At 70.4% G+C, this 25,050-nt stretch carries 23 protein-coding genes and 1 riboswitch; of the genes, 17 read left to right on the plus strand and 6 right to left on the minus strand.

All coding sequences use genetic code 11. From position 1 onward, the window contains the following. Positions 1 to 128: 128 nt before the first annotated feature. A complete protein-coding gene (locus AB0I53_RS15950; RefSeq protein WP_358602584.1) occupies positions 129 to 1,106 on the minus strand; it encodes a glycosyltransferase family 2 protein in 978 nt (325 codons plus the stop codon). Continuing rightward, a complete protein-coding gene (locus AB0I53_RS15955; protein WP_358602587.1) occupies positions 1,103 to 2,803 on the minus strand; it encodes a hypothetical protein in 1,701 nt (566 codons plus the stop codon). Before AB0I53_RS15955 ends, AB0I53_RS15950 begins: the two co-directional genes overlap by 4 nt. Positions 2,804 to 3,221: 418 nt before the next feature. Between AB0I53_RS15955 and rplU the strand changes: the two genes are divergently transcribed. The 4 genes from rplU to proB all read left to right on the plus strand — a co-directional run bounded on the left by rplU (position 3,222) and on the right by proB (position 6,626). Next, positions 3,222 to 3,530 (plus strand): 50S ribosomal protein L21, encoded by a 309-nt coding sequence (rplU, locus tag AB0I53_RS15960; protein ID WP_358377510.1) that lies wholly within the window; start codon positions 3,222 to 3,224, stop codon positions 3,528 to 3,530. 14 nt (positions 3,531 to 3,544) lie between these two features. Further along, the gene (rpmA, locus tag AB0I53_RS15965) at positions 3,545 to 3,802 is read left to right on the plus strand and encodes a 50S ribosomal protein L27 (RefSeq protein WP_358602590.1); all 258 of its coding nucleotides are present in this window, start codon (positions 3,545 to 3,547) and stop codon (positions 3,800 to 3,802) included. Between the two features lie 215 nt (positions 3,803 to 4,017). Continuing rightward, positions 4,018 to 5,508: a GTPase ObgE gene (gene obgE, locus AB0I53_RS15970; protein WP_358602890.1), complete on the plus strand. Its 1,491-nt coding sequence runs from the start codon at positions 4,018 to 4,020 to the stop codon at positions 5,506 to 5,508. An 8-nt stretch (positions 5,509 to 5,516) separates the two neighbouring features. Continuing rightward, the gene (gene proB, locus AB0I53_RS15975; RefSeq protein WP_358602892.1) at positions 5,517 to 6,626 is read left to right on the plus strand and encodes a glutamate 5-kinase; all 1,110 of its coding nucleotides are present in this window, start codon (positions 5,517 to 5,519) and stop codon (positions 6,624 to 6,626) included. A 77-nt stretch (positions 6,627 to 6,703) separates the two neighbouring features. On the opposite strand, the gene AB0I53_RS15980 is transcribed toward proB, so the two are convergent. Continuing rightward, positions 6,704 to 7,981, minus strand: coding sequence for an MFS transporter (locus AB0I53_RS15980; RefSeq protein ID WP_358602592.1), 1,278 nt, complete (start codon positions 7,979 to 7,981; stop codon positions 6,704 to 6,706). A gap of 115 nt (positions 7,982 to 8,096) precedes the next feature. Beyond that, positions 8,097 to 8,336 carry a zinc finger protein gene (locus AB0I53_RS15985; protein WP_358602595.1) on the minus strand — a complete coding sequence of 80 codons (240 nt, stop codon included), beginning with the start codon at positions 8,334 to 8,336 and terminating at the stop codon, positions 8,097 to 8,099. A 250-nt stretch (positions 8,337 to 8,586) separates the two neighbouring features. Here AB0I53_RS15985 and AB0I53_RS15990 point away from each other — a divergent pair, with 250 nt between their 5' ends. From AB0I53_RS15990 to AB0I53_RS16000, 3 genes are all read left to right on the plus strand, one after another. Further along, on the plus strand, positions 8,587 to 9,438 hold the full coding sequence (locus tag AB0I53_RS15990) for a helix-turn-helix transcriptional regulator (protein WP_358602598.1): 852 nt from the start codon (positions 8,587 to 8,589) through the stop codon (positions 9,436 to 9,438). After that, complete coding sequence (locus AB0I53_RS15995) at positions 9,435 to 9,632, plus strand: DUF397 domain-containing protein (protein ID WP_358602601.1); 198 nt, start codon at positions 9,435 to 9,437, stop codon at positions 9,630 to 9,632. Before AB0I53_RS15990 ends, AB0I53_RS15995 begins: the two co-directional genes overlap by 4 nt. Before the next feature lie 159 nt (positions 9,633 to 9,791). Beyond that, positions 9,792 to 11,429 (plus strand): DUF885 domain-containing protein, encoded by a 1,638-nt coding sequence (locus AB0I53_RS16000; protein ID WP_358602604.1) that lies wholly within the window; start codon positions 9,792 to 9,794, stop codon positions 11,427 to 11,429. 56 nt (positions 11,430 to 11,485) lie between these two features. Here the strand turns inward: AB0I53_RS16000 and AB0I53_RS16005 are convergent, their stop codons facing one another. Beyond that, positions 11,486 to 13,606 (minus strand): RecQ family ATP-dependent DNA helicase, encoded by a 2,121-nt coding sequence (locus AB0I53_RS16005; RefSeq protein WP_358602607.1) that lies wholly within the window; start codon positions 13,604 to 13,606, stop codon positions 11,486 to 11,488. 88 nt (positions 13,607 to 13,694) lie between these two features. On the opposite strand from AB0I53_RS16005, the gene AB0I53_RS16010 reads away from it, so the two are divergent. The 10 genes from AB0I53_RS16010 (at position 13,695) to AB0I53_RS16055 (ending at position 23,446) form a co-directional block, all read left to right on the plus strand. Next, positions 13,695 to 15,035: a glutamate-5-semialdehyde dehydrogenase gene (locus tag AB0I53_RS16010; protein WP_358602610.1), complete on the plus strand. Its 1,341-nt coding sequence runs from the start codon at positions 13,695 to 13,697 to the stop codon at positions 15,033 to 15,035. A 2-nt stretch (positions 15,036 to 15,037) separates the two neighbouring features. Beyond that, positions 15,038 to 15,622 (plus strand): TetR family transcriptional regulator, encoded by a 585-nt coding sequence (locus AB0I53_RS16015; RefSeq protein ID WP_358602613.1) that lies wholly within the window; start codon positions 15,038 to 15,040, stop codon positions 15,620 to 15,622. An 81-nt stretch (positions 15,623 to 15,703) separates the two neighbouring features. Further along, positions 15,704 to 16,909, plus strand: coding sequence for a cytochrome P450 (locus tag AB0I53_RS16020; protein WP_358602616.1), 1,206 nt, complete (start codon positions 15,704 to 15,706; stop codon positions 16,907 to 16,909). Positions 16,910 to 16,937: 28 nt separating this feature from the next. Further along, a complete protein-coding gene (locus AB0I53_RS16025; protein WP_358602619.1) occupies positions 16,938 to 17,159 on the plus strand; it encodes a ferredoxin in 222 nt (73 codons plus the stop codon). Between the two features lie 287 nt (positions 17,160 to 17,446). After that, positions 17,447 to 18,070 (plus strand): nicotinate-nucleotide adenylyltransferase, encoded by a 624-nt coding sequence (gene nadD / locus AB0I53_RS16030; RefSeq protein WP_358602622.1) that lies wholly within the window; start codon positions 17,447 to 17,449, stop codon positions 18,068 to 18,070. Positions 18,071 to 18,281: 211 nt separating this feature from the next. Continuing rightward, positions 18,282 to 18,680, plus strand: a complete 399-nt coding sequence (gene rsfS / locus AB0I53_RS16035; protein WP_358576687.1) for a ribosome silencing factor — start codon at positions 18,282 to 18,284, stop codon at positions 18,678 to 18,680. Then, positions 18,677 to 19,291, plus strand: a complete 615-nt coding sequence (locus tag AB0I53_RS16040; RefSeq protein ID WP_358602625.1) for a histidine phosphatase family protein — start codon at positions 18,677 to 18,679, stop codon at positions 19,289 to 19,291. Before rsfS ends, AB0I53_RS16040 begins: the two co-directional genes overlap by 4 nt. Positions 19,292 to 19,325: 34 nt before the next feature. Beyond that, the gene (locus AB0I53_RS16045) at positions 19,326 to 20,183 is read left to right on the plus strand and encodes a DegV family protein (protein WP_358602628.1); all 858 of its coding nucleotides are present in this window, start codon (positions 19,326 to 19,328) and stop codon (positions 20,181 to 20,183) included. A gap of 123 nt (positions 20,184 to 20,306) precedes the next feature. After that, entirely contained in the window at positions 20,307 to 21,098 is a 792-nt protein-coding gene (locus AB0I53_RS16050) for a ComEA family DNA-binding protein (RefSeq protein ID WP_358602630.1), read from the plus strand. Next, positions 21,095 to 23,446 (plus strand): ComEC/Rec2 family competence protein, encoded by a 2,352-nt coding sequence (locus tag AB0I53_RS16055; protein ID WP_358602632.1) that lies wholly within the window; start codon positions 21,095 to 21,097, stop codon positions 23,444 to 23,446. The genes AB0I53_RS16050 and AB0I53_RS16055 overlap by 4 nt, the downstream gene beginning before the upstream one ends. Positions 23,447 to 23,544: 98 nt before the next feature. On the opposite strand, the gene thrC is transcribed toward AB0I53_RS16055, so the two are convergent. Next, a complete protein-coding gene (gene thrC, locus AB0I53_RS16060; RefSeq protein ID WP_358602635.1) occupies positions 23,545 to 24,813 on the minus strand; it encodes a threonine synthase in 1,269 nt (422 codons plus the stop codon). 12 nt (positions 24,814 to 24,825) lie between these two features. Next, positions 24,826 to 24,958, minus strand: a riboswitch (SAM riboswitch). Positions 24,959 to 25,050 lie beyond the last annotated feature (92 nt).

Consider the following 25,050-nt stretch of genomic DNA (forward strand, 5'->3'; position numbering starts at 1 on the left):
CCGCCCTTGTCTGCGGCTACGACACGCCCTCACACGTGATCATCAGCCACATATCACAACCACACACAACCCCTTCCAAAACAGCCTCTATAGCAGCACAAAACACTCACGGGCTTGCCCGCGGAAACTCAGGCGGACTGCGCCGGGCTTTCGCTCGTCGTCTGGTCGGCCACCAGCACGTCCACATCCCGGTCCCGCCCGGTCCGGTGCAGCATCAGCTCCGCGAGCAGGCCCACGGAGATCATCTGCACCGCGAAGATCTCCAGCAGGATGCCCAGCGTCAGCAGCGGGCGGGTGCCGATCGACTGCTCGGTGAACAACCACACGCCACTCAGGTAGAGCAGGATCAGCGTGCCGATCGTCCCGGCCAGCAGCCCGAGCCCGCCGAAGAGGTGCGCCGGGCGACGCCCGTAACGGGTGAGAGCGACGACCGTGAGCAGGTCCAGCGCGCCGCGCACGTACCGCTCCAGCCCGTAGTTGGACTTGCCGTGCACCCGCGGTCGGTGGTGCACGGCAAGCTCGCGCACCCGGTAGCCCAGCTGGTGCGCCAGCGCCGGGATGTAGCGGTGCAGCTCGCCGTACAGCGGCACGCGCCGGTAAATCTCGGTCCGCGCGGCCTTCAGCCCGCAGTTGTGGTCCGCCAGCTTCAGGCCGGTGATCAGCCCGGTGACCCAGTTGAACACCTTCGAGGGCAGCCGCTTGCCCAGCGGATCCTGCCGCTGCGCCTTGTGGCCGCTGACCAGGTCGGCCCCGTCGTCGAGCTCGGCGAGCAGGCGCGGGATCTCGGCGGGGTCGTCCTGCAGGTCGGCGTCCAGCGTGACCAGCAATCGCCCGCGGACCTCGGCGACGCCCGCGGCCAGCGCAGCGGCCTTGCCGAAGTTGCGCCGCAACCGGATGCCGCGGAACCGGGAGTCCTGCCGGGCCTGCTCGGCGATCACCTGCCAGCTGTCGTCGGTGCTGCCGTCGTCGACGATCAGCAGCTCCCAGCTCCGATGCTGCTGCTGCATCGCGTCGCGGATCTCGGCGAACAGCCGGGGCAGGTTCTCTCGCTCGTTCTTGGCCGGGGCCAGTAGCGAGACCTCGACTTCCGGTGCGGCTTCCGTCATGGCTTGACCTGCGGGCTTTCCGTGAGGGGCCGGATCCACCAGCCGTCGGGGAAGTGGAAGGCGACGCGCAGCGGCCCGGGCTGCGCTGGGGCGACGGCCTCGAAGCCCAGGCCGATCTCGATGCCGGGTGTCTGGGCTTCCGCGTCCGAACGCGGGATGTCGACCACGCCACCGCCGATGACCGTGCCGGTCTGGTCGAGCATCGCGACGCACTCGGCCCGCTCGATCCCGGAGATCGCCCAGCCCTTGAGCATCCGGGCACCGCCCTGGATCTGGTCGGTCTCCACGTTGAGCACCACGTCGCGGCCGTCCGGACGCGGCTCGCGCAGCGCGCCGTCGCTGGGCGTCCGCCAGTCCGCGGTGCTGATCCGGTCGCCGATCTCCAGGCCATCGGGGCAGGCCAGCGTGAACTCGCCGGAGAACGGGTAGTGCCCGAGCGCCTGCAGCCGCGGCAGCAGGCGGTCCGGTTCGGGGAAGCGGTCCTCGAACGCGTCGGGGTGGCCGATGCGCGCGGCGATGGCGAGCAGGTTCTGGTTCGGCGCATCGGAGCGCACGCTCTGCGCCATGGGAGCGCCGAGCGCCACGGTGGCCAGCACCGTGCTCGCCACGGCGACGGTGCGGATCTTCGGCCAGCGGGGCCAGGCGACCACGATCACCAACACCGCGATCCACAGTGCGGCGGTCATGCTGTTGTACCGGCTCTGCAGCCCGGCGGCCTCGCCGAACGCGGCCCGCGAGCCGGAGATCATCACCGCGCAACCGGCCGCGTAGACCGCCAGCCCCCACCACGGCGCGGCGCTGCGGTATTCCTCGCGGCTCTGCCGCACGTGCAGCACGAGCACCGCCAGGCCCGCCACGCCCGCGATCAGCGCGATCGACGGCTCGGTGCCGGTCCACACCATGCCGAGCATGCTCAGCCCGGCGAGCAGCGCCTGCGCCGGATCGTCGGTCGGCGAAGCGCCGCCTCCGCCCTGCGGCCCGCGCAGCACCAGCCACGAGGCCACCACGAGGAACCCGACCACCAGCGGCGTCGCGACCCAGCGACGGCGGTCACCGCGCAGCCAGGCCACCAGTGCCAGTGCCGGCCACACCGCGAACGATGTGCCGTAGCTGATCGACGCCAGCAGCCCGAACACGATCGCCAGCACCCGGTGTTCGCGCTGCATCGCCAGCAGCGCGGCGAGCACCAGCATCAGCGCGAGGATCCACGACGCTCCGCTCATCGAGCGCACGTAGTTGTGGATGCCGTGCGGGTTGAACACCAGCGTCGAGGCGGCCGCCACCAGCCCGGCCCGCTGCCACGGGTTCAGCGACTTCGGCAGCATCGCCCATACCAGCAGGACGCTGGCGACGCCGAACGCGATGATCACCAGCCCGAGCGGCTGGTTGAGGCCGTGCCCGAACCGGGCGCTGAGCCAGAACAGCAGGCTGGGCAGCACGAACGGGTGTTCGTTGCGGAACCCGAACAGCGCCTCCGGGCGCAGCGAGCCGTCGTCGTTGGTGAGGTCGAGCAGGACCCACCAGTAGTCGTAGAAGTGCATCTGCGGGTAGCGCAGCACTTCCCGAAGCATCATCAGCGGCGGCACGAGCGCCGACAGGCCGAGCAGCACGGGGCCGAACCGCCGCACCGGGCCTGGAATGGGGGCTTCGGGGGTGGCGCGCTCGCCCCGGTTCGTCTCCGATGCGATGTCTGTCACGCTTTTGTTTCCCCAGTCCGAATCAATAGCGCCTCACCGTAGCAAGCGCAGGTCAGGACCTGGCAGATCAGACGGCGACCGTGGCTGGATTTGACCACGCGGATCCGGCGGTCGTACGCTGTCGCGGCTCGCTCGTCGCCGGCTCTCGCGGCCGGTCTCTCCCGCGGTGCGGCCCCGGTCGATAGGGGTTCGGAAAGCGGTCTGTATGATGGGTGAGAACTTCTCGCCGCCGGACGGGCGGAGAGATAAAACGCCTGTTTCGAATGCGATTGCCCGTGCGGCTCGGCTGCCGAGACAGGAACCCACCGAGGCGCTGCACCGGCGGCGTGGTAGGAATCCTCGATCCACGCGGTCGAGGTGGACGTCCGCCGCAGACCTGGTGAAGTAGCGAAACCGAGCAGCAGGAGACTTCCGACTCATGTACGCGATCGTCAAGACCGGCGGCAAGCAGTACAAGGTGGCTGTCGGGGACGTCGTCGAGGTCGAGAAGCTCGAGGGCGAGCTGGGCTCCGAGGTCAGTTTCCCGGCGCTTTTGGTCGTCGATGGCTCCGATGTCACGACCGACGCCGACGTGCTGGCCAAGGTGTCGGTGACCGGCAAGCTGGTCGAGCAGACCAAGGGCCCCAAGATCCGCATCCACAAGTTCAAGAACAAGACCGGCTACCACAAGCGTCAGGGTCACCGTCAGAAGCTGACCCGCGTTGAGGTCACCGGCATCACGAAGTGAGGACCTGAGTAGTCATGGCACACAAGAAGGGCGCATCCAGCTCTCGGAACGGCCGCGACTCTAACCCCAAGTACCTCGGGGTGAAGCGCTACGGCGGCCAGGTCGTCAAGGCCGGCGAGATCCTGATCCGGCAGCGGGGCACCAAGTTCCACCCTGGCCTGAACGTCGGGCGTGGCAACGACGACACCCTGTTCGCGCTGTCCGCCGGCACCGTCCAGTTCGGACGTTACCGCGGCCGCAAGGCTGTCAGCGTGGTGTTGGCCGAGGCCTGATCCGGCTCTCGGCTGCGAAGTACTTCCCGACGAGGGGCGGGTCCGGCTAGTCCGGCCCGCCCCTCGTCGTTTGCGTTGTGCGGGTGGTCACGCCTCCCGGCGGCAACGTGCCACGCGGGGCACCATCGAGGTAGGTGGCGTGCGGTGCTCGTGCGCATGCACGAGCGCGGCGCCCAGACTGTTTTTTCGCCGGGCCACGCTCGGCCGGAGTTTTCCTGGAGGCATTCGTGTCGCGGTTCGTTGACCGCGTGACCATCCACGTCGCGGCAGGCGACGGCGGGCATGGCTGCGCCTCGGTGCACCGGGAGAAGTTCAAGCCGCTGGGCGGGCCGGACGGCGGCAACGGCGGCAAGGGCGGCGACGTCCAGCTCGTCGTGGATCCCAACGTGCACACCCTGCTCGACTTCCACTACCGCCCGAACGCCCGCGCGGCCAACGGCAAGCCGGGCCAGGGCAGCATGCGCAACGGCGCGCAGGGCGGAGACCTGATCCTGTCGGTCCCGGACGGCACCGTGGTGCTGACCGAGGACGGCGAGGTGCTGGCCGACCTCATCGGCGTCGGCACCACCTTCGTCGCCGCCGCCGGCGGCCGCGGCGGGCTCGGCAACGCCGCGCTGGCGTCCAAGGCGCGCAAGGCGCCCGGCTTCGCGCTCCTCGGCGAGGCGGGGGAGCAGTTCGAACTGGTGCTGGAGCTGAAGTCGGTCGCCGACGTCGGCCTCGTCGGATTCCCGTCGGCCGGCAAGTCGTCGCTGATCTCGGTGCTTTCCGCGGCGCGGCCGAAGATCGCCGACTACCCGTTCACCACGCTGGTGCCCAACCTCGGCGTGGTCACCGCGGGCGAAACGGTGTTCACCGTGGCGGACGTGCCGGGGCTCATCCCGGGTGCCAGCGAGGGCCGCGGCCTGGGCCTGGACTTCCTGCGCCACATCGAGCGCTGCGCGGTCCTGATGCACGTGGTGGACTGCGCCACGCTCGAACCCGGCCGCGATCCACTGTCCGATGTGGACGCACTGGAGAACGAGCTGGCGCAGTACACCCCGGCGCTGAAGGCCGAGCAGGGCGGCCAGGACCTGGAATCCCGCCCGCGGATGGTCGTGCTCAACAAGATGGACGTGCCGGAGGCCCGCGAACTGGCCGAGCTGGTCAAGCCGGATCTGGAGGCGCGCGGCTGGCCGGTGTTCGAGGTGTCCACCGCGTCCCGCGAAGGGCTGCGCGAGCTGAGCTTCGCGATGGCCGCCGAGGTCGAGCGCTACCGCGCGCAGCTGCCGCCGCCGGAGCCGGCGCGAGTGGTGGTCCGGCCAGCGGCCGTGGACGCCGGCAGCTTCACCGTCGAGCCCGATCCCCAGTTCGAGGACGCGTTCGTGGTGCGCGGCGAGAAGCCGGAGCGGTGGGTGCGGCAGACCGACTTCGGCAACACCGAGGCGATCGGTTTCCTCGCCGACCGGCTGGCGAAGCTCGGCGTGGAGGAGGCCTTGGCCAAGCGCGGCGCGAAGCCCGGTAGCCAGGTGACCATCGGCAACATGACCTTCGACTGGGAGCCGTCCACGCCGGCCGGGGTGGCGGGCGTGCTCGGCCGCCGCGGCACCGACCTGCGCATCGACCACGACGACCGGATCTCGGCGACCGACCGCAAGGCGGCGAAGAAGGCGCGCCGCAGCAGCCTGGACGAGTTCGGCCGGTACGTCGAGGAGGAGGACGGCCGGTGAGCGATCAGCTGTCGGCGACCAGGAAGGCGGTCGCGGCGGCGCAGCGCGTCGTGGTGAAGGTCGGGTCGTCGTCGCTGACCACCACGAAGGGCGGCCTGGACGCCGAGCGGCTGACGGCGCTGGTCGACACCGTGGCCCGGCGGGTCGCCGCCGGTGGCCAAGTGGTGCTGGTGTCGTCGGGAGCGATCGCAGCTGGCATCGCGCCGCTGGGGCTGAGCCGCAGGCCGAAGGATCTCGCGACCCAGCAGGCTGCGGCGAGCGTCGGCCAGCAGGCCTTGGCGCACGCGTACGCCGAGTCCTTCTCGCGCTACGACCTGACGGTCGGACAGGTGCTGCTCACCGCGGACGACGTGGTGCGCCGCGGTCACTACCGCAATGCGCAGCGCACCTTGGACCGGCTGCTCGGCCTCGGCGCGGTGCCGGTGGTCAACGAGAACGACACGGTCGCGACGCACGAGATCCGCTTCGGCGACAACGACCGGCTGGCCGCGCTGGTGTCACACCTGGTGGGCGCCGACGCGCTGGTCCTGCTGTCCGATGTGGACGCCCTGTACGACGGTGATCCGCGCCGCGGCGACGCTTCGGCGATCCGCGAGGTCAACGGCGACGCGGACATGGAAGGCGTGCAAGCGGGCCGCACCGGCGCGTCCGGGCTGGGCACCGGTGGCATGGCGTCGAAGGTGGAGGCGGCGAGAGTCGCCTGCTCCTCGGGGATTCCGGTGCTGCTGACTTCCGCCGCGCTGGCCGAACGCGCGCTCGGCCCGGCCGATGTCGGCACCGCCTTCGCGGCGACCGGCAGCAGGCTTTCGGCGCGCCGCTTCTGGCTGGCGCACGCTGCCGGGGCCAACGGCCGCCTGTGGCTGGACGATGGTGCGGTGGCAGCGGTGGTCAAGCGCCGCCGTTCCCTGCTGGCGGCGGGCATCACGGCGGTGGAGGGCGCGTTCGACGGCGGCGACGTGGTCGAGCTGGTCAACCCGGCCGGCAAGGTGGTGGGCCGCGGCGTGGTCGCCTACGACGCTGCGGAACTGCCGGACCTGATCGGCCGTTCGACGCACGAGCTACCGGCGGAACAACGCCGAGAGGTGGTCCACGCCGACGACCTCGTCCCGCTCCGCTGAGGACGATCTCCTTGAAGTGAAGGGCACCGCCGACCGGGTGAGTCGGAGGTGCCCTTCACTGTTGAGCCGGTCGAAGGTCAGCGGAGTTCGGTGGCCTTGGTTTCGGGAAGCGTGCGGATCACGAAGAACGCGATCGCCGAGGCAATCGCGATGTACCAGAAGAACATCGTCGACAGGTCGTAGCGTGCCAGCGTCTGGATCACCAGCGGCGCGGTGCCGCCGAAGATCGCAACGGTGAGGTTGTACCAGGCGCCGATGCCCAGGCCGCGCAGCTCGGTCGGGAACAGCTCCGACATGATCGCCGGAGCGATCGAGGTCATCGCGGTGTACAACGCGATTCCGACGCAGAAGACCACCAGCAGGCCGCCCAGCCCGGGACCGACCAATGTGGAAAGCGGCACGATGAGGACCGCGGTCGCCGCCGACCAGACCAGCAGTTGCGGCTTGCGCCCGATGCGGTCCGACAGCGCGCCCATCGGGTACTGCAGCGCGATGAACAACGCGGTGGCGATCGACAGCGCGAGGAACACGTCGGTGGCGTCGGCGTGCCTGGTCTTCACCGCGAACGGCGTCAGCGCGCTGAAGAACGTGTAGTAGCAAAGCGTGGACAGCATGCTGAAGCCCACCAGCTGGCCGACCGCCTTGGGGTGGTGCTTGAGCGTCATCCACAGTGGATTCTTCAGCGCCTTGGCCTTGGCGCGGTTGTCCTCGAACTGCTCGGTCTCCTCGAGCGTGCGGCGCAACCAGATGCCGAGCAATCCGAGCACGCCGCCGATCAGGAACGGGATCCGCCAGCCGAAGTCGGTGAGCTGCTCCTCGGTGAGCAGCGCCGTCAGCGCGTAGCCGAGCAGCGAGGCGACGAGCAGCGCGGAGCCGGTCGAGATGTAGAAGAACGCCGAGTAGCGGCCGCGTTTGGCCGGCGGAGCGATCTCCGCCAGGTAGGCCGATGCGTTGGACACCTCGCCGCCCAGCGAGAGGCCCTGCCCGATGCGCGCCAGGATCAGCAGAATGCCCGCGGCCCAGCCGATCGACTGGAACGTCGGCAGCAGGCCGATGATCAGCGAACCACCGGCCATCAGCGAGATGGTCACCAGCATCGCCGTCTTGCGGCCCCGGAGGTCGGCGAACCGCCCGAGCAGCCAGCCGCCGAGCGGGCGGAAGAAGAACGCCAGCGCGAACGTGGCAAGCGTGTTGATCAGCGCGAGTTCACCCGGGAAGAACGCCGTGGCGAAGTAGACGCTGAAGGCGGTGTAGATGGTCCAGTCGTACCACTCGACCGCGTTGCCGATGCTGGCAGCGACCAGGGTTCGGACGGGTAGCCGGGAATCCTCGGCCGTCGCTGCTTCGTGCGCCATCGCATCCTCCGGTGTGGTGGCAGGACGCCCGTGCGCCGGAGATGCGGTTGTCCTCCGGACCTCGTACGGGTGACGACACAGTACGGTCTGCGTCGCCCGTACGGAAGATCCGAATTCACCCTGTGGGAGGAACTGGACTACAGGGCGCGATCGGGGTACCGGTCAGCTCGTGCGCGAACCTGTTGCACTCCGGACAGGTCGTCCACAGCCACGCGACGTCGGAGTTGTCCGTGGTGATCTGCTTGCCGCACAGCGTCTCGATCTGCGTGTCCGCCGGAAAGCCGCCACGGGGACGGGGTTTCAGAGTGGCATGACGCTGTCCATCGCCGGGTTGCCAGCGAAACGGGTGAGGCATGCAAGATCACCGCCTGTTCCAACTCGACTGAGGCGTCCGCCGCGTGTCGCGTCCGGCAGCCGGTTCCGGGGTACGACGCCGCCTGGAACGCGGTACTGGACACCGGGGCCGCACCGGGCGGCTGAGAGGCTGGTCGGTGCCCTCCTGGTCGGGCGTCGTCGCACGTACCATTCTGGTGGTACTGAAACGGCTGGCCAATTACCTGAACAGGTAGTAGTTACCAGACCCGAATTCTGTTTCGCTATGTTTCATGACCCGTACCACTGGCGGCACGCCGAAGGCCCGCGCGCTCGGGGCTGAGCTGCGCGAAGCCCGGGAACTGGTCGGCAAGAGCCTCCGCGCGCTGGCACAGGAGCTCGACACCAATCACGTCAAGCTGATGCGGTACGAGACGGGCAAGTCCGTGCCGCCGCCGGAAGTGGTGGCCGCGTTCGTGACGGCGCTGGGCGTTTCGGCTACCGAACGTGATCGACTCGTCGAGATGGCGCGCGACGCCGATGCGCCGAACTGGCTCACCGCGGATCGCGCCGGCGTGCGGCAGGAGCTGACCGCGCTGATCGAGTTCGAGCGCACCGCCACCCGCATCACCAATGTGGCCACCGGGCTGGTTCCGGGGCTGCTGCAGACTTCCGACTACGCGCGCGCCGTGATGCGCGGCCGGCCGGTCGGCGAGGTGGAGAAGCTGGTGTTGATGCGCGTTGGCCGCCGGGAGATCCTCTCCGCCCGAAACGGCCCGCGCCTGATGGCGATCATCAGCGAGCACGCGCTCCAGGAGCCGATCGGCGGGCACGCCGTGATGGCCGAACAGCTCCGCAAGGTCGCGGAACTGGCGGAGTGGTCCAACATCGACGTCCGTGTGGTGCCAAGCGGTTCGACGTCCTGGCATCCCGGGCACGTCGGCCCGTTCGTGGTGTTCGAATTCCCGAAGGCGCAACCGATCGTCCACTTGGAGCACTACCGATCCGCCGCCTTTCTGTACAACCCCGGACTAGCGCAGGAATACCTGGACGCGATCACTACCCTGCTCTCGTTCGCGATGGATCACGACGAATCGATCGGGTTCATCGCCAAGTGTGCGAACGAGATGGAGGCCATTGCGTGACTACGGCACAGCCGGTTGGTTGGCGGAAGTCGAGCCGGTCGGCGCAGGTGAGCGACTGCGTCGAGGTCGGCCGCTTCGGTGACGGCGCGGCCGTCCGGGATTCGAAGCACCGGACGGCCGGGTACCTCGCGGTTTCGGGCGATCAGTGGCGATCGTTCGTCGCCGGGGTGCGCGCCGGCCGATTCGATTCCTGACGCCAACTCCTGCGGTGCCCTCGGCCTCGGTTCGAGGGCACCGAGCCGGGTTTTCCGCATTTCGTTCGCCTTCGCACCTTTTCGCGACCTATTTCGGGTGAATTGCGCACGTTGGTCCAATTCGTTCAAATGCGTTGACGCGCCGGGCAGACTGGTCTGGTGATCACTGCGCGCGGGCTTGCCGACGAACTGATCGAGGTCCTGGCGGACGAGGATCCGCTGAACGAACTCCTCCAAGGGCTGCCGGGAATCGACCACCGGCTCGGCGATCTCGACGAGTCCGCGGAGTCCGAGATCCGGGAGCGCGCGCTGCGCATCGCCGCCGCGGCCCGCGAGCTCGATCCGCCGCCGGAGGACCGGATCACCCGCGGCGTGGTGGTGCAGCAGGCCGAGGCGGTCGCGACGCGGCTCGGCGCGCGCCTGGTCGAGCACACCATGCACGACCTGCTGATCTCGCCGATCGCCAAGCTGCTCGAACTGCTGCCCGCCGTCCGGCCGTCCGGGCCACAGCAGGAACGGGACTTCCTGGCCCGACTCGCCGCGATCCCCGATTTCCTGGCTAAGGCGGCGGAACGGCACCGCCGCGGCGTGGCGGCCGGGCGGCCGCCGGTCGCGCGCCGGGTCCGGGATGCGGTCGCGCACCTCGACGCGTATCTGTCGGCGCCGGAAAGCGATCCGCTGCGGCAAGCGCCGTTGCGCAGCGCCGACGAGCGGGACCGGTTGCTCGCCGAGGCGGTCCGACCGGCGCTCGCCGAATACCGCCACGTCCTGCAGACCGAGATCCAGCCGCACGGCCGGCCCGACGACCGGCCGGGGCTGTGCTGGCTGCCGGACGGGGCGGAAACCTACGCGGCCTTGGCCCGGATGCACACGACGGTCGACTGGACGCCGGAGGAATTGCACCGCACCGGGCTCGCGGCGATCGAGGAACTTGCCGAGGAGTACGCGGAAATCGGTTCGCGGGAGTTCGGGCTGCGAACCGCCGCCGAGGTGCAGCAACGGATGCGCACCGATCCGGCGTTGTGCTGGCAGAACGCGGCGGAACTGCTCGGCGCGGCCCGGGCGGCGATCCGCCGCGCCGAACAGGCGGCGCCGAACTGGTTCGGGCGGCAGCCAGCGCAGCGGTGCCGGGTGGAAGCCGTTCCGGCGGACCGCGAGGCGACCGCGACCGCGGCCGCGTACCTACCGGCGCCGCTGGACGGCTCCAGGCCGGGGATCTACTACGCCAACACCTACCGCGCCGAAGAACGCCCCCGGTTCCTGGCCGAGGCGACGGCGTTCCACGAAGCCGTTCCAGGGCACCACTTCCAGATCACCCTCGCGCAGGAGCTGACCGGGGTGCCGCAGATCCGGCGCGTCGCGTGGATCAACGCGTTCATGGAGGGCTGGGGCCTGTACGCCGAGCGGTTCGCCGACGAGGCCGGCCTGTACTCCGACGACATCGCCCGGCTGGGCATGCTCGCGATGGATTCGATGCGCGCGGCGCGGCTGGTGGTGGACACCGGGCTGCACGCCTTCGGCTGGAGCCGGCAGCAGGTGGTGGACTTCCTACGGGCGAACACGGTGATGCCGGAGGTCGAGATCCAGTCGGAAACCGACCGCTACATCGAAAATCCGGGGCAGGCGCTGTCCTACTTGGTCGGGCGCCTGGAGATCCAGCGGCTGCGCGCCAGGGCGGAAGCGGAGCTGGGCCCGGCCTTCGACCTCAGGGCCTTCCACGACGTGGTCATCGGCAACGGCCCGCTGCCGATGCCGGTCCTCGACGACGTCATCGCGGAGTGGAGTTCGGCCCGGTGAGTGCTCGTGAGCACTTTGGATCGGCATAGCGGTCCAAAGTGCTCACGAGCCCTGGCTCACGAGGTGGTGGCGAGGGTGAAGGGGAGGACCGCAGGGGCGCCCGCCTGCCGGAGCAGGCGGCTGACGACCGTGACGGTCCAGCCGGTGTCGGCGTAGTCGTCCATCAGCAGAATCGGTCCGTCCAGTGTGGACAGCTTGGCGGCGAGTTCCTCGGGCACCTTGAACTGCTGCCACAGCGAAGCCACCCGCTGCGCGCTGTTCGTGGCGCGCCGAGGCGTCGTGTTCGGGTTCGTCAGCACCTCGCCGAGCAGCGGCAGCCGGCCGATCGTGGCGATCCGCTCCGCCAGGCTGCGCACCAGCCGCGGCCGCGTTCGCGAGCCGAGCGCGACCACGCCTACCGGGCGCTGCGCCCACTCCCACGAGGCCAGCACCTTGATCCCGGCCTGGAACAGGTCGTCCGGCAGTTCCTGGTCGGGCGCGCCGGTGGCGAGCAGTTCGCGCAGCCGGTTGCCCCAGCCGATGTCGGTGAGCCGCCCGATCGCCCGGCCCGCGGTGGCCTGCTCCCCGGCGGGCACCTTGCCGGAGGCCGGGACGCCCAGCGCGTCCATGCCGCTCGGCCACATCTTGCGCGGCGAAACCTCCACACCGGGCCGCCGCAGTCGCTCCTCGGCCTGCTGCACGGCCTGCTCGTCGACGTCGCCGGAATACCCGGAGCCGGTGCAGTTGTCGCAGCGCCCGCAGGGTTCGGCCGCCGGATCGTCGAGCTGCCGCCGCAGGAACTCCATGCGGCACGACGACGTGCCGAGGTAGTCGAGCATCGCCTGCTGCTCGGACTTCCGCTCCGCGGCGATGCGGTTGTAGCGCTCGGCGTCGTAGTGCCACGGCTCGCCGGTGGCTTCCCAACCGCCCTTCACCCGGCGGACGGCCCCGTCGACGTCCAGCACCTTCAGCACCATCTCCAGCCGGGTGCGCCCCAGCTCGACGTGCGGCTCCAGCGCGGCCGTCGACATGCGCTCCTGCTGTGCCAGCGCGTCGAGCACCGCGCGCACCGTCGGCTCCGGCGGGAACGCCAGCGACGCGAAGTAGCTCCAGATGTCGCGGTCCTCCGGCCCGGGCAGCAGCAGCACCTCCGCCCGCTGCACGCCGCGCCCGGCGCGGCCGATCTGCTGGTAGTAGGCGATCGGCGAGGACGGCGCGCCGAGGTGGGCCACGAAACCGAGGTCGGGCTTGTCGAAACCCATGCCCAGCGCCGACGTCGCCACCAGCGCCTTGACCCGGTTCGCCAGCAGGTCCGCCTCGGCCTGCTGCCGCTCGGCGGGATCGGTGCGGCCCGAGTAGGACGCCACCTCGTAGCCCTGATCGCGCAGGTAGGCGGCGATCTCGTCGGTCGCCGCCACGGTCAGCGTGTAGATGATTCCGGAGCCGGGCAGCTCCTTCAGGTGGCTCGCCAGCCAGCCCAGCCGCGCCTCCGCCGAGGGCAACCGGACGACGCCCAGCCGCAGGCTCTCCCGGTCGAGGGTGCCGCGCAGCACCAGCGTTTCCTGCGGATCGGTGTACTCGCCGCCCACCCCGAGCTGGTCGGCGACGTCCTGCACGACGCGGTCGTTCGCGGTGGCCGTGGTCGCCAGCACCGGGACGCCCTCCGGCAGCTCGGTGAGCAGCGTCCGCAGCCGCCGGTAGTCCGGGCGGAAGTCGTGGCCCCAGTCGGAGATGCAGTGCGCCTCGTCCACCACCAGCAGGCCCGCGGTCTGGGTGAGCTCGGGCAGGATCGTGTCGCGGAAGTCGGGGTTGTTCAGCCGTTCCGGGCTGACCAGCAGCACGTCGATCTCGCCGGCGGCGACCTGTTCCTCGATGTCGGCCCACTCGTCGGGGTTCGCGGAGTTGATCGTGGCGGCGTGCACGCCGGCCGCCGCGGCCGCGTCGACCTGGTTGCGCATCAGCGCGAGCAGCGGCGAAACGATCACCGTCGGGCCCTCGCCGAGCTCGCGCAGCAGCGCGGTGGCGATGAAGTAGACGGCGGACTTGCCCCAGCCGGTGCGCTGCACCACCAGCGCGCGGCGGCGCTCCAGCACCAGCGCGCGGATGGCGCTCCACTGGTCCTCGCGCAGCGCGGCATCGGGGCCGGCCAGCGCGCGGAGTCGGTCGTCGGCGAGTTCGCGCAGCGCGTTTTCGTCCACGACCGATTCCTACCGGATGCCCACGACGTGCCACGTCCGGGGTGAAATCCGGTGCCGTGACGTTGTCCGAACGGACTAGTCTGGGCGGGTGACCACCACCGAGTCCACGATCACAGGCAAGGTGTCCGGCGACGAGCTGCGGGAGCAGGTTCGCGACGCGGCGCGGCGCGCCAAGCGGGCGGCGGCCGGGCTGGCGCAGGCCATCCGGGGCGACAAGGACGCGTTGCTGCACGCGATGGCCGAGGCGCTGGTGCGGCGAGCGCCGGAGATCATCGCCGCCAACGACCGGGACGTCGCCGCGGGCCGCGAGTCGGGGATGCCGGAAAGCCTGATCGACCGGCTGAGCCTGAGCACCGAACGCGTCGAGGCGATGGCCGACGGGTTGCGCACGGTCGCCGGCCTGCCGGATCCGGTGGGTGAGGTGGTGCGCGGCAGCGTGCTGCCCAACGGGTTGCAGTTGCAGCAGGTCCGGGTGCCGCTCGGCGTGGTCGGGATCGTCTACGAGGGTCGTCCCAACGTCACCGTGGACGCCGCGGGCCTGACGCTGAAGGCGGGCAACGCGGTGCTGCTGAGGGGCTCGTCCTCGGCGGAGCACTCCAACACCGTGCTGGTGTCGATCCTCGCCGACGTGGTCCGCGAGCACGGTCTACCGGCTGACGCCGTGCAGCTCCTGCCGTGCCACGACCGGGCGTCCGTGCAGCACTTGATCACCGCGCGCGGGCTGGTGGACGTGGTGATCCCGCGCGGCGGTGCCGGGCTGATCTCCGCCGTCGTGCAGAACGCCACGGTGCCCGCGATCGAGACCGGCGTCGGCAACTGCCACGTGTACGTCGACGCGACCGCGGACATCGACACCGCGCTGCGGATCCTGCTCAACTCCAAGGCCCGGCGCCCGAGCGTGTGCAACGCGGCTGAAACCGTGCTGGTGCACAAGGACATCTCCGAGGAGTTCCTGCCCCGAGCGCTTGCCGAGCTGCACGGCGCGGGCGTGACGGTGCACGGCGATGAGCGCGTCGTCGCCGTCGGCGGCTCCAACGTGGTCGAGGCGACCGACGAGGACTGGGACACCGAGTTCCTGTCGCTGGACATCGCGGCGGCGGTGGTGGATTCGCTGCCCGACGCCGTCGAGCACATCCGCGCCCATGGCTCCGGGCACACCGAGGCCATCGTGACCAGCGACGTCCGCGCGGCACGGCAGTTCACCGTCCAGGTGGACGCCGCGGCGGTGATGGTCAACGCCTCCACCGCGTTCACCGACGGCGCCGAGTTCGGGATGGGCGCCGAGATCGGCATCTCCACCCAGAAGCTGCACGCCCGCGGGCCGATGGGGCTGCCGGAGCTGACGTCCACGAAGTGGCTGGCCTTCGGCGACGGGCACGTGCGGCCGGGCTCCGCCCCGTCGAGCACCAGTTCCTGCCCGGGGAGCTGACTTTGACCCAGGCGCCGCGCCGCAAACGTGACTCGGCCGCCACCAAGGACGCGCTGTTGCAGGCCGCGTCGGCGCTGTTCGCCGAGCGCGGCTTCAACGCGACCACGGTGCGCGACGTGGCGGCGCTGGCGGGGGTGAACCAAGCCCTGCTGTTCCGCTACTTCGGTTCGAAGCAGGAGCTTTTCGCGGCGGTGCTCAGCCACAACAGCGCCCGGCTGCTAGAAGCGCAGCCGCCGGAGGAGCTGCCGCTGCGGATCCTCGGCAACCTCTTGTCCGCGGACCAGCTCAGCGGTGCCGAACATCCGATCGCGGCGATGCTGCGCTCCTACGGCGACGAGCGCGCCGCCCACGTGCTGCGTGAGGAGTTGGGCGCGCGCTATGCCGCCCGGCTGGCGGAGCTCACGGACGCGCCGGATGCCGAGCTGCGCGCGGATCTGGTGCTGGCGTGGCTGTTCGGGATCGGGATGGTCCGTTCGGTGCTGGGCAAATCCCCGTTGGCGGACGCCGATCCCGACGTCGTCGCGCGGCACGTGGCGCGCGGGATTTCCGTTCTGCTGGAGCGAACGGACCTTCCGGACGAAAAGTGATCAAGGCGTGCACCTGCACCGCGGCCCGCGTACGGTGATGATGTAAGCGCTCGCTTACATAACGTCCACCGGGAGCTGTGCATGACCACCACGGAGCCGAGGACCTATCCCTTCAGCGCGGCCGACAAGCTGAACCTGGATCCCCTCTACGCGCGACTGCGCGAGCAGGAACCGCTGACCCGGATCCAGCTGCCCTACGGCGAGGCGGCCTGGCTGGCGACCCGCTACGAAGACACCAAGATCGTGCTGGGCGATCCGCGTTTCAGCCGCGCCGCGGCGGTCGACCACGACGAACCCAGGCTGCGGCCGAGCGGTCCGCAAGGCGGGCTGCTCAGCATGGACCCGCCGGACCACACCCGCCTCCGCAAGCTGGTCGCGAAGGCCTTCACCGCGCGCCGCGTGGAACAGCTGCGGCCGCGCACCCAGGAGATCGCCGACGGCCTGGTGGACCGGATGGTCGAACGAGGCGAACCCGTCGACCTCGTCGAGGAATTCGCGCTGCCGCTGCCGATCACCGTCATCTGCGAACTGCTCGGCGTGCCCTACGCCGACCGCGGGGACTTCCGGGTGTGGTCGGACGCGTTCCTGTCCACCACGAAGCTCACCCCGGAGCAGGTGACCGATTACATCGACAAGATGTTCGGCTACATCGCCGGGCTGATCGCCCAACGCCGCGAGGAACCGGCCGACGACCTGCTCAGCGCGTTGATCGCGGCCCGCGACGAGCAGGACAAGCTGTCCGAGCACGAACTCGTCCGGCTGGCGTCCGGGATCCTGGTGGCCGGTCACGAGACCACCGCGACCCAGATCCCGAACTTCGTCTACGTGCTGCTGACGCACCCGGCACAACTCGCCGAGCTGCGTGCGGACCTCGACGTGGTGCCGCAGGCCGTCGAGGAGCTGATGCGCTACGTGCCGCTCGGCGTCGGCGCCGGCTTCCCGCGATACGCCACCGAGGACGTGGAGCTGGGCGGCGCGCTGGTGCGGGCCGGTGAGGCGGTCATGGTCAGCGCGTCGGCGGCGAACCGCGACGAGGCGGTGTTCAGCGATCCGGAACAGCTCGACCTGACCCGCCGGGAAGCGACGCACCTCGGCTTCGGGCACGGCCCGCACCACTGCCTCGGCGCCCAGCTCGCGCGGCTGGAGCTGCAGGTCGCGCTGCGCACGCTGCTGACCCGGCTGCCGGGGCTGCGCTTCGCGACGTCCGCGGAAGACGTCGAGTGGAAGAGCGGAATGCTCGTCCGCGGGCCCCAGCGGATGCTGCTGACGTGGCAAGGTGTCGAGTGATCTCGCTCATAACTGGAAGAGGTGGCGAATGAGCTGGTCGATCGAGGTCGACGCGGACACCTGCATCGGATCCGGCATGTGCGCCGGTGTCGCGCCGGATCACTTCGAGCTGGTGGACGGGTACGGCTGCGCCAGACAGGCGACGGTGGACCCGGCCGACCAGGTGGTCGACGCGGCGGAGTCCTGCCCGGTGGAGGCGATCCTGGTCAAGGACGCCGAAACCGGCGACGTAGTAGCCCCAGAAGAGTGATGTAGGACACGTTTGTGTCCGCGTCATGGGTGCCCGGGTGCGCGCGTCACACCGGTGCGCGCCTGAGAAATGGCAGCGCCGGCGACCCGAGGTGGGCCCCCAGCCGCCGAGGGGTCGTGTAGGGCCGTGGGGCCCGGCTCAGGGGGGAGCGTGGGCCGGGCTCCACGGTCGGCGTGGCGTGGGGCCCGGTTCGCAGGGGAGTGCGAGCCGGGCCGCACAGCCGGCGTGATGTGGCACGCACGCCCCGCCGACCATCGCGGGGCATCGACTTCCTAGGCTTGTCAGCTATGTCTCGTCGCAGGATCGGGGTCATGGGTGGCACCTTCGATCCCATTCATCACGGACACCTGGTCGCGGCCAGCGAGGTGCAGGCCCAGTTCGGCCTGGAACTGGTCGTCTTCGTGCCCACCGGCCAGCCGTGGCAGAAGAGCCACGAGGTGGTCAGCCCCGCCGAGGACCGCTACCTGATGACGGTCATCGCCACCGCGTCCAACCCGCGATTCCTGGTCAGCCGCGTCGACATCGACCGCAGCGGCCCGACCTACACCGCGGACACCCTCACCGACCTGCACCAGCAGTTCCCGGACGCGGAGCTGTACTTCATCACCGGTGCGGACGCGCTGGAGCAGATCCTGTCCTGGCACCGGGTCGAGGAGCTCTTCGACCTGGCGCACTTCATCGGCGTGACCCGGCCCGGCTACTCGCTCAACGGAGCCCACCTACCCGCGGGAGCGGTGTCGCTGGTGGAGATCCCGGCGATGGCGATCTCGTCGACCGGCTGCCGGGACCGGGTCCGGGCGGGCCTACCGGTCTGGTACCTGGTCCCGGACGGAATCGTGCAGTACATCACCAAGCGAGGCCTGTACCGGGAAGATTCCGGATCGGAATGGGGCCCGGCGTCGTCCTCCTGACCGGCGGCGAGTCCCGGTTCGCGCACCTGTTTGACCAGGTCGGCGTCGGATGTTCCCGCGTGCGGCCGGGCGTTGAAGGCGGCCGTGTGCTTCGGGCATGAAGGATGTCGCGGTCCGATGACCGTGGAGGCGGGTTCGGCCTGGTGTGGGGCGGGCTGGCTATCCTCTATCCGGCGTGGGCCGCACACCGGGCCCACCCGAGAGGAGTGACGTGGCAGCCACCGAGAACGCCCGACGGCTGGCTCTGATCGCGGCGCAGGCCGCGGCGGACAAGAAGGCCACCGACGTGGTCCTGCTGGATGTCTCCGAGCAGCTGGTCATCACCGACTGCTTCCTGATCGCATCCGCGCCCAACGAGCGGCACGTCGAAGCGATCGTCGACGCGGTCGAGGAGAAGCTGCGCGCCGCCGGCTCCAAGCCGGTGCGAAGGGAGGGCGCGCGCGAGGGCCGGTGGGTCCTGCTGGACTTCGTCGACGTCGTGGTGCATGTCCAGCACTCCGACGAGCGCGCGTTCTACCAGCTGGAACGGCTGTGGAAGGACTGCCCGCGGATCGAGTTCGAGGACCAGAACGCGCCCGCCGAGGCGGACTCGCCGGACGCCGAATCGTGAGCCTTGACCGGTTAGTGCTCTGGCGGCACGGAGAGACCGACTACAACGCGACGGGCCGCATGCAGGGCCACCTCGACAGCTCGCTGACCGAGGCCGGCCAGGAGCAGGCCCGGCGCGCCGCGCCGGCGATCGCCCGGTTCGCCCCGGACGTCGCGTTCAGCTCGGACCTTAACCGGGCCCGCACGACCGCGGCCGCGTTCGTCGAGGTCAGCGGGGCTTCGCTGCGGCTGGACAAGCGGCTGCGCGAGACGCACCTCGGGGAGTGGCAGGGGCTCAGCGTCGCGGAGGTCGAGCACGGCTGGCCCGGAGCTCTGAGCACGTGGCGGGCGAACCCGACGTGGGCGCCGCCGGGCGGCGAGTCCCGCGTCGAGGTGGCCGAGCGCGCGGAGGAGGTCGTCGAGGACCTGGACAACCAGCACCACGGCACCGCGTTGCTGTGCGCGCACGGTGGGCTGATCACCGCGCTGACCGCCAAGCTCGTCGGCTTGCCGCTGGACCTGTGGCCGGGGCTGGGCGGTATCGGCAACTGCCACTGGGTCGTGCTGAAGCGGCAGGGCGGCGAGGCCGACCGCTGGCGGCTGGTCGCTTTCAACGCCGGGGTCGAGGGCTGATCGCGTTCGGCTCGTGACGTCGTAGGGTTGCGGCGTGCCCATTGCAGTCGTCACCGATTCGACGGCGTACCTGCCGGCGGGATACGCCGCGCAGTACGCGGTGCGGACCGTTCCGTTGCACGTCAGCGTGGATGGGGCCGCCGCGGTCGACGAGTCCGATTTCGGTCCCGGTGATCTCGCGCGGGCCTTCGACCGCAAGCACCGGGTCACCACCGCGGGCGCGACGCCGCAGGAACTGGCGCAGGCATATCAGGACGCGTTGGACGGCGGCGCCGACGGAGTCGTGGCGGTGCACCTGTCCCGCCAGCTGTCGGGCACCTGGGACGCGGCGCGGCTGGCCGCCCGCGAGGTGGATCCCGAGCGGGTCCGGGTCGTCGATTCGCGGTCTACCGCCATGGGGTTGGGTTTCTCGGTGCTCGCGGCCGCTGAGGCGGCGAAGGCGGGAGCTGAGCTGACCGAGGTGGAGCGCGTCGCGGCTTCGACCGCCGAGCGCACGACGACGTTGTTCTCCGTGCAGACCTTGGAATACCTGCGGCGTGGCGGGCGGATCGGGACCGCCGCGGCGGTGTTGGGCACCGCGTTGGCCATCAAGCCGCTGTTGCACGTGCACGACGGTCGCATCGACGCGTTGGAGAAGGTGCGCACGACCACCCGGGCGATGGCTCGGTTGCTGGAGATTTCGTTGCGTGCGGCGGGTTCTCGCGCCGCGATCGCGGTGCACCACCTGGCCGCGCCGGAGCGCGCCGAGCGGCTCGCCGGTCAGATCCGGGCCGAGCTCGGGGATTCGGTGGACTGCGTCGTTTCGGAGGTGGGCGCAGTGATCGGCGCGCACATCGGGCCGGGCGCGGTGGGCGTCGTGGTGCTCCCGGACGGGTGGCGTTCGGACGCCTGAAAACCTTTCGGTGGGCGGATTCCACACCTTCGAGCTGAATCCGAGGCCGATTTGATCCACAGTGGTCTGAACTGCGAAAAATAAAGCTGCGGAACGTCTTTCGGTTGCTCTACCGTCGATAACATGTTCGGTGTCCAGAGTTTTCGTTCCAGTGCAGATGAATTCGACGAACTCGATCCGAGAAGCAGGCTGCAAACCCTGCAGCGCCATGCGTCCTACGACGATCCGGCGGAGCGCGCCGGGCCGAGCTACTCGGTGCCGCCACCGGATACCGGATCCGGCTCGCCCTGGCGGCGCCGGGCCGAGAGATGGCTACCTGAGTCCTTGCTGAGGTCCAGAGTGGACCCCGGCCGGATCGGGATGCTCGCGCTCGCCCTGGTGGCCTTGGTGGTGCTGGTCGGCATCGTGGCCGGGACGTGGGCGAGTCAGCCCACGGCCGAACCCGCGCCGCCACCCATAGTGCCAGTGCCGCCGCCGGTGCCGGTCACGCCGGCGGCGCCACCGGAACTCGTCGTCAGCGTCGTCGGCCGGGTGACCCGCCCAGGCCTGGTCACCGTGTCGTCGGGCGCCCGGGTGGCCGACGCCGTCGCGTCGGCCGGTGGTCCGCTGCCGGACACAGATCTGACGGGCCTCAACCTGGCCCGCCGGCTGGTCGACGGCGAGCAGCTCTACGTCGCCGTGCCGGCGCCGCCGCAGGCGTCGCCCGGGCAACCCGGCGGCGACGGAAAAGTCGATCTGAACATCGCGACGGAGGAAGAGCTCGATGAGCTACCCGGCATTGGCGAGGTCACCGCCAAGCGGATCGTGCAGTGGCGGACGGAACACGGCCGGTTCGACTCGGTGGAGCAGCTGAAGGAAGTCGGCGGCATCGGCGAAACCCGGTTCGACCGGCTGCGGGAGGTGGTGCGGGTGTGATCGCAAGACTCGACCTGCGCCTGGTGCCGACCGCACTCGCGGTTTGGGCCGTGACGTTGACCGGATTGCTGGCGGGATGGGTTCCGGCCGCGGTCGTGGCGCTGCTCGCCCTGCTGGCCGCGCCGTTGGTGTGGAAGGCGGTGCATGCCCGGCCGGTTGCCAGGGGAGCACTCGTGGTCCTGCTGCTGGCGGGCGTTGCCGCTATCGGGATCGCGGTTCGCGTCCACGCGGTTGAGCACCACCCGGTGCGGCTGGCCGCCGAGCACAGCGATAGAGCGACGCTGCGAGTCACGTTGACGAGCGCACCGACACCGTTGCGCGGTGCGTCCTTCGGCGCCCGGCGAGCGGCGGACAGATCACTGGTCCGCGCGCAGTTGCAGGCCGCTGAGTTCGCCGGGCGTCGGGTGCGGGCAGGCGGCGCGGTGGTGCTGCTGGTGCCGACTGCGGAGTGGCGGAATCTCATTGCCGGACAACAGGTAACGGCGACCGGCAAGGTCTCCCCGCCACGCACCGGTGAGCTCACGATTGCGGCGTTCCAGGTGTTCGGCCCGCCGGCCGACGTCGAGGCCGCGCCGGGTTGGCAGCGCGTCGCGGAGGACTTGCGGGACGGCCTGCGGCGGGTCTCGGCCGACGTGCTCGGCCCAGCGGCTGCCGGACTGCTGCCGGGGCTGGTGGTCGGCGACACCGGGCGGCTGCCGCCGGAGGTGGAGCAGAACTTCGAAACCGCCGGGCTGTCCCACCTGACGGCGGTTTCGGGCGCCAACCTCGCGATCGTGTGCGGCGCGGTGCTGGTGCTGCTGCACCTGGTCGGCGCGGGTCCGATCATGTCGGCCGTTGGTGCGGGCGCGGCGCTAGTCGGGTTCGTCGTCCTGGCGGGCCCGGAACCGAGCGTGTTGCGCGCGGCGGCGATGGGCGCGATCACGTTGCTCGCGTTGGTGTTGGGCAGGCAGCGGTCGGCGTTGCCGGTGCTGTCCGCGAGCGTGATCGGCCTGCTGCTGCTCCTGCCCGACATGGCGACCAGCGCGGGCTTCGCGCTATCGGTCGCGGCCACCGCCGGGCTGGTGCTGCTGGCACCGGTGTGGTCGTCGGCGCTGCGGGCGAGAGGAGTGCCGGTCGGGTTGGCGGAAGCGATCGCCGTCCCGCTGGCGGCGCACGTCGTCACGGCGCCGCTGATCGCGGCGCTCTCCGGCGAGGTCAGCCTGGTGGCGGTGCCGGCGAACATGCTGGCCGGGCCCGTCGTCGCACCGGCGACGGTGTTCGGAGTGCTGGCCACCGTGGCAGCACCGGTATCGACCTGGTTGGCCGGTGTGCTCGGCTGGCTGGCGGCACCGGAGCTGGAGTGGATCATCCTGATCGCCGATCGGGCCGCGGCGGTTCCCGGCGCGGCGTTCGACTGGCCATCGGGCACCGTCGGCGGGCTCGCGCTCGCGGTGATCGCGGCGGCTGGGCTGATCGCCTTGCGCGGCAAGCGGATTCGCTTGGTGGTCGCGGTGGCGCTGTTGCTCGTGGTGCTGGTGGTCGTGCCGGTGCGCACCATGCTGCCGGGCTGGCCGGTGCCGGGCTGGAGCATGGTCGCCTGCGACGTCGGCCAGGGCGACGGGCTGGTGCTGGCCACCGGTCGCCCGGACGAGGCCGTGGTGGTCGACGCCGGGCCGGATCCGCAACGGGCGGCGGAATGCCTGCGGCGGCTCGGGATTCGCCGAATCCCGCTGGCGGTGCTCACCCACCTGCACGCCGATCACGTGAGCGGGCTCGCCGCGCTGATGGGGAAGATCCCGGTCGACGCGGTCGCGATCGGTCCGCTGCGGGAGCCGGCGTGGGCGATGGGCGACGTCGCAAGGGATGCCCGCGCGCACCGGGTTCCGGTCGTGCCGCTGTTGTCCGGGCAGCGCGCGGCCTGGCCGGGGCTGGTCCTCGACGTGCTCGGCCCGGACCCGGTGCTGGCCCGCACGCAGTCGGCCGACGACGCCAACGACGCGTCGATCGTGCTGCTGGCGACCACCCCGGCCGGGCGAGTCCTGCTCACCGGCGACGTCGAACTGCCCGGGCAGGGGCGGCTGGTGTCGTCCGGCGCGGATCTTCGAGCCGATGTGCTCAAGGTTCCGCACCACGGATCCCGTTACACCGCACCGCGTTTCCTGCAAGCAGTGCGCCCGCGGCTGGCCGTGATCAGCGTCGGCGCCGGCAACACCTACGGACACCCGAGCCCGTTCGTCGTCGACAACCTCACCCGCGCGGGCACGAAAGTGCTGCGCACCGATCAGGAAGGAGATATCGCGATCCTGCCCGGCCCGCAGGGCCCCCGCTACGTCGCCAGAGGCGATCCGCTGCGCGCAGGCGAGTCGTAGAACGCGGCTCAAGCACCCGTGATTGTCCGTTGTGGACGAAAGCGCGGCGCCACCGCCGTGCGGTGACGCCGCGCCCTCGAATCAGGTTGCGGGTCGGCTCAGAGGCCCAGCGCCTGGTTGACCGCTTCGGTGGTCGGCGCGACGGTGGCCTTCGGGCCGATCTGGTCCTGCACCGCGTCCAGGGTCTTCAGCCCGTCACCGGTGATCAGCAGCACGGTCTCGGCGTCCGGGTCGATCTTGCCCGCGTCGATGAGCTTCTTCCCCGTGGCAACAGTGACCCCACCGGCCGTCTCGGCGAAGATGCCCTCGGTGCGCGCCAGCAGCCGGATGCCGTCGCGGACCTCGTCGTCGGTGACGTCCTCGATGGCACCGCCGGTCTTGCGCACGATGTCGAGCACGTACGGGCCGTCGGCGGGAGCGCCGATGGCCAGCGAGCGGGCGATGGTGTCCGGCCGCACCGGCTGGACCACGTCGTGGCCGCCCTTGTACGCCGTCGAAACCGGGGAGCAGCCGGTGGCCTGCGCGCCGAAGATCCGCACCGGGCTCGGCTCCACCAGGCCGACCTGGCCGAGCTCGTTGAATCCCTTGTAGACCTTGGTCAGCTGCGAGCCGGAGGCGATCGGTACCACGATCTGCTCGGGGATGCGCCAGCCGAGCTGCTCGGCGACCTCGAAGGCCAGCGTCTTCGAGCCTTCGGAGTAGTAGGGCCGCACGTTGACGTTGACGAACGCCCAGTCCTCGTGCTCCGCGGCGAGCTCGGTGGCCAGCCGGTTCACGTCGTCGTAGTTGCCGTCGACGGCCAGCAGCGAACCGTCGTAGACCGCGCTCATCAGGATCTTGGCGCGCTCCAGGGTCTTGGGGACCAGCACCACCGAGTCCCAGCCGGCGCGGGCCGCGGCGGCGGCTACCGCGTTGGCGAGGTTGCCGGTGGAGGGGCAGGCAAGCACCTTGAACCCGAACTCGCGGGCGGCGGCCAGCGCCACCGCGACGACGCGGTCCTTGAAGGAGTGGGTGGGGTTGCCGGTGTCGTCCTTGATCCAGATCCGCTTGACGCCCAACGCCTTCGCGAGGTTGTCGGCCCGGACCAGCCGGGTACAGCCCGGGTCGGTGTTCGGGTGCTCCTCGACGTTGGAGGGAACCGGGAGCAGCTGCTTGTAGCGCCAGATGGAACGCGGGCCGGACTCGATGTCTTCGCGGCGGATCCGGCCGAAGTCGTAGGCGACCTCGAGCGGGGAGAAGTCTTCCAGCGAGACGAATTCGGGGGCCAGCGGCTGCCGGTGGCCCTCTTCCTTGGACACCAGTTCGACGGCATTGCCCAGGTCGAAGGTCTTCTTCGCGGAGTTCTGGGCATGGGCAGCAGCGGTCATCGCGAGGTCCTCTCCTCATCTGTCCCGCGGACGGGTCGGAATTGGCACCGCTTTCGTCAGTGACCTCGCGGGTGAAAGCACGATTCGCTGACGAACGGTTGCCGGGGCTTCAACGGGCCGTTCCCTCTGCCCCTCTGGATGAGCTATTCGGTTGTGCTGGCAACGCTAGTGGACCGCGCCGGGTTCTGGCCAGCACGATCCAGATGGCGGGATCGTCGCGGGTGCGTGCGACGATGC

Source organism: Saccharopolyspora sp. NPDC050389 (assembly GCF_040655595.1).
GTDB lineage: Bacteria > Actinomycetota > Actinomycetes > Mycobacteriales > Pseudonocardiaceae > Saccharopolyspora.

Coding starts and splice junctions, on each gene's coding strand:
- AB0I53_RS15950 (WP_358602584.1), bottom strand. CDS start 1,106: ATGACGGAAGCCGCACCGGAAGTCGAGGTCTCGCTACTGGCCCCGGCC.
- rplU (WP_358377510.1), top strand. CDS start 3,222: ATGTACGCGATCGTCAAGACCGGCGGCAAGCAGTACAAGGTGGCTGTC.
- rpmA (WP_358602590.1), top strand. CDS start 3,545: ATGGCACACAAGAAGGGCGCATCCAGCTCTCGGAACGGCCGCGACTCT.
- AB0I53_RS15980 (WP_358602592.1), bottom strand. CDS start 7,981: ATGGCGCACGAAGCAGCGACGGCCGAGGATTCCCGGCTACCCGTCCGA.
- AB0I53_RS15985 (WP_358602595.1), bottom strand. CDS start 8,336: ATGCCTCACCCGTTTCGCTGGCAACCCGGCGATGGACAGCGTCATGCC.
- AB0I53_RS15990 (WP_358602598.1), top strand. CDS start 8,587: ATGACCCGTACCACTGGCGGCACGCCGAAGGCCCGCGCGCTCGGGGCT.
- AB0I53_RS16020 (WP_358602616.1), top strand. CDS start 15,704: ATGACCACCACGGAGCCGAGGACCTATCCCTTCAGCGCGGCCGACAAG.
- AB0I53_RS16025 (WP_358602619.1), top strand. CDS start 16,938: ATGAGCTGGTCGATCGAGGTCGACGCGGACACCTGCATCGGATCCGGC.
- nadD (WP_358602622.1), top strand. CDS start 17,447: ATGTCTCGTCGCAGGATCGGGGTCATGGGTGGCACCTTCGATCCCATT.
- AB0I53_RS16050 (WP_358602630.1), top strand. CDS start 20,307: ATGTTCGGTGTCCAGAGTTTTCGTTCCAGTGCAGATGAATTCGACGAA.
- thrC (WP_358602635.1), bottom strand. CDS start 24,813: ATGACCGCTGCTGCCCATGCCCAGAACTCCGCGAAGAAGACCTTCGAC.